The sequence below is a fragment of the Planctomycetota bacterium genome, assembly GCA_026387035.1.
Taxonomy (GTDB): Bacteria; Planctomycetota; Phycisphaerae; order FEN-1346; family FEN-1346; genus JAPLMM01.
In genome coordinates, this window is record JAPLMM010000011.1 from 1 (window position 1) to 3,619 (window position 3,619).

General features: G+C 63.4%; 3 protein-coding genes. 1 reads left to right on the forward strand and 2 read right to left on the reverse strand.

Annotation, left to right across the window (positions count from 1 at the left end; all coding sequences use genetic code 11):
- On the reverse strand, window positions 1-560 hold a 560-nt coding region (locus NTX40_00380), incomplete at its 3' end, for an Hsp70 family protein (GenBank protein MCX5647548.1).
- 454 nt (window positions 561-1,014) lie between these two features.
- Here NTX40_00380 and NTX40_00385 point away from each other — a divergent pair.
- Entirely contained in the window at window positions 1,015-1,536 is a 522-nt protein-coding gene (locus NTX40_00385; protein MCX5647549.1) for a hypothetical protein, read from the forward strand.
- A 349-nt stretch (window positions 1,537-1,885) separates the two neighbouring features.
- Here the strand turns inward: NTX40_00385 and NTX40_00390 are convergent, their stop codons facing one another.
- On the reverse strand, window positions 1,886-2,965 hold the full coding sequence (locus NTX40_00390; GenBank protein ID MCX5647550.1) for an IS110 family transposase: 1,080 nt from the start codon (window positions 2,963-2,965) through the stop codon (window positions 1,886-1,888).
- Between the last annotated feature and the right edge of the window lie 654 nt (window positions 2,966-3,619).

A 3,619-nucleotide genomic window follows, 5' to 3' on the forward strand; every position in this document is an offset into this window, starting at 1 on the left:
GTCACGTCGAACGTCCCTCCACCCAGGTCGTACACCAGAAACACGCCGTCCTCCGCCGTCCCCCCCAGCCCGTAGGCGAGCGCCCCGGCCGTCGGCTCGTTCACAATGTCGATCACCTCCAGGCCCGCGATCGCCCCGGCGTCCTCGGTGGCCTTCCGCCGCACGTCGTCGAAATACGCCGGCACCGTGATCACCGCCTTATGGACCGGACCGATGTGCAACTCCGCATCCTGCTTCAACTTCTTCAGAATCAGCGCCGAGATGCTCTCCGGCGTGTAGGTTTCCCCGTCCACCTTGAATCGCCAGTGGGGGTTCCCCATCTCACGCTTGATGTGCAGCACCGCTCGCGACGGGTCCGCCAAAGCCTCCCGCCGCGCGTCCCGACCCACCAGGATCGCGTCCTTCGTGAACGCCACGACCGACGGCGTCAGGAGTTCCCCCTCGGCGTTCGGGACGATGACGGGATTCCCCGCCGCGTTCACGTACGCCAGGCTCGAAAACGTCGTTCCCAGGTCGATCCCGACCGCGTGCGCCTGCGAACTTTCAGATTCCGTCGCCATATGCGATGCCTCGCCTTCCGATTGCCGCCGCCCATTCTAAACCCCCGCCGCCCCCTGTCAAGCAAGCGAACCGCCCTGCCTCCCCGCGCGCCATTCGCCTTTCGTCGTTCAATCCGCCCTTCGACCCCGGCGCGCCGGGGCTCTGGGCTCTGCGGTTCGATCCCGACCATAGGAGTTCCGGTGACATAGAACTTAACCTGAATCCTGCATGAAAAAGGTCACTTTTTCGGCTGGCGCTTGTTCGTATCCGGTCACGTGGTTTTTGAGGGGGTGGCGCGGTGGTGAAGGGGGCGGCCACAAAAATATTTCTTTTTTTGCTGGGTTTTTTCCTTGCTGCTATTGTGCGGGGGGGGGCGTATATACTACTGATCGGGCTCATCGTGAGCCTGGCCGGCCACAAGGCCGTGAACGGTTACCTTGGGCGCGTTTTCGATGAAAGGGCATTGTTATGCACATGCGACTTAAGGTTGTGGCCTTGCTTTGCGCGTCCGTGGCGCTGCTGGGCGCGGCCGCTCACGCCGCCGAGGACCCCCTGAAGGACGACCCCCTCGCCCCCAAGACGATCCGCCAGGCCGATGACGGCTCGGTCGCCCTGAAAGCCTCCGACGCCGCGCTCCATGGCAACGAACTCCGATACGAGCCCGAGTCCGACAAGGACTGCCTCGGCTTCTGGTCGGACCTGAACGATTGGGCCTCGTGGAACTTCACGGTCACGAAGCCCGGCACGTTCGATGTGGAGATCACCCTGGCGTGCGAAAGAGGCGAGGGCGGCAGCGAGTACGTCGTCGCCGTTGCCGACCAGCAACTCAAGGGCAAAGTCGCGGACACCGGTTCCTGGACCGCCTTCAAGACCGAGAACCTCGGGACCCTCTCGATCGACAAGGCCGGCAAGTACACCCTCTCGATCAAGGCCGTGAGCAAACCGGGCGAGGCGGTCATGAACTTAAGGAGCATCGTCCTGAAGCCCAAGCCGTGAACTTGCCCGCCGAGCGCAAAAAAATATAGCGCGCCTGGTTCGCCGGCGGGCTTGTCGAAGCGCAGCAGAGACCCGCCATAGCCCGACCTGTCCGCCATAGCCCGACCTGTCCGCCATAGCCCGCAGGGCGACGGCGGAAGGGCGACGGCGGAAGGGCGAAGGCGGGCCGGCCGTGCGTTTGTCCCGCGCGCTATGTCATCTCTGAAAGCGCGGCGTGTCAAGTCATAATTTGGGTTTTCTCCCTGGTGCGGTCGTTGCCGTTGTGTCGTCGTCCTTGTTCGTTCGGGTCGTTCCCAGTCATCTCTTCGCCCTCCATGGGGCATGGAATTGTTCGGAAGGGGTGTCGCATTCACTCCGCGAGCCTCGATGGGCTCATGACAACCTCGCGCTTACCCCTTCCTTGGATCCGATCCCGATACGGTTCCTCGCGGCTCCACACGTGCCACGTGGCCTCCGCCAAGTGCCGCGCCACCGCCCCGATGGCCTTGGCGTGTCCCTTGCGCCTGCGCAGCCGACGATACAAGCGGCTCACACTCCGCTCGGGGCACCGGAGGTGGTTGACGGCCACCGAGTTGCCTGCCTCCGCGAACGCCCACTTGAGGGTCCGGTTCACGTCCGGCCGTAGCGGCCCATAGCGCACCTTCCCGCCGCTGGCGTGGACGCGCGGCGTCGTCCCCGCGTACGATGCCAGATGCTCATCCGTCGGGAACCGGTCAATCCGCCCCACCTCTAGCGCGATCGTCGCCGCGAGGATAAAGCCGATTCCCGGCAGGCTCCTGAGGAGCCGCATCCCCGGCGTCTCCTTGACCAGGTCCTCGATCCGCTCCTCGTACGCCGCGATCTGCTCCTGGAGCGAGTCCAACAAGGCCAAAAACCGCTCGGCGCCCCACCGCGTCTCGGGCGGAAGTTGGGCCAGGAGCCGAGGCCACTGTTTCCGACCCCGCCGTCCGTAGGCGTCGCTCACCCCTTCGACCCGCAGCCCGTACTTCTCCAGCGTCGAGGTCAGCCGGTTCTTCACCCGCGTCCGCATCGCCACCAGCACCATCCGCCCCCGCGTCAGTTCCCGCAGGTCCCGCACCGGCCCCGGAGGGATCCACACCGTCGGCAGCGTGCCGTTCCGCTGGAGCCGGTTCAGCCCGTGCACGTCCAACTTGTCCGTCTTGTTGATCATGCCCATCATCACCTTCGCCTTCCGGGGGTGCACCAGCCGCGGAACGCACCCCGCCTCCTCGATCTCCTCGACGATCCAGTACCAGTTACCCGTCGCTTCCACCGCCACCGCCGTGCCCGGCGCCGCGTCGTCCAGGTATCCACGCAACGCCCCACGCCGGTGCTCGATCCGCGTCTGCCGCGTCCGGCCCGTCTCGACCTCCTCCCGCTCCGCCAACGTATAGTGCTTGTGACTGTCAAAGGCGATATACTCTCCCATGGCGCGGCTCCTTTCATTTGGGTCCAACCGCCACTCTACCGTGGCGGCCGGAGCCGCGCTTTCATAATTTCATCCCGAGCGGAGCCGAGGGATCTCGCCTCGAATCCGTTTGCCGTTCATTCTACACTCTACACTCTGCACTGCCCCTCCCCCTCTGCGTTCTCCCCATGCAAGAAAGGGGCCCTTCCCGCAGGGACCTTCGGCTGGGCTGCGGTCGCAAATCCCGCGCCAAAGACACGGAAAAATAGTTATTAACATAAAGGTATGCACATGACATGGATGGAAAGAGTGCGAAATAGGGCCCAAAAACCGGTAAAAACCGCCCCAAAAACGTGAAAAAAGTCGAAAAAGGCACTAAATCCGCGCTAGCCCATCTTACCAAAGGCACCCCGTCCGCCGAAAAATCCCCCCGGACGCCAGCGCCAAGGCCGGTGGGTTCCCAAAAATCGCCCGAAAATACCCCCCAAAACCTCCTCCAAAAAGTTATCCACAATCGCGGGGCGCCGTAAGTCGAGGCGTTTCTTAACCGCAAAGTGCGCCAAGCACGCAAAGGAAAGCGAGGATTGGGGTAAAGGCCAAACGTCCGTTGTTTTGTTTGCTCTTGGTCGTTCCCCTGGTTCGGCCTTCCTTTGCGTACTTTGCGACCTTTGCGGT

Coding starts and splice junctions, on each gene's coding strand:
- NTX40_00385 (MCX5647549.1), top strand. CDS start 1,015: ATGCGACTTAAGGTTGTGGCCTTGCTTTGCGCGTCCGTGGCGCTGCTG.
- NTX40_00390 (MCX5647550.1), bottom strand. CDS start 2,965: ATGGGAGAGTATATCGCCTTTGACAGTCACAAGCACTATACGTTGGCG.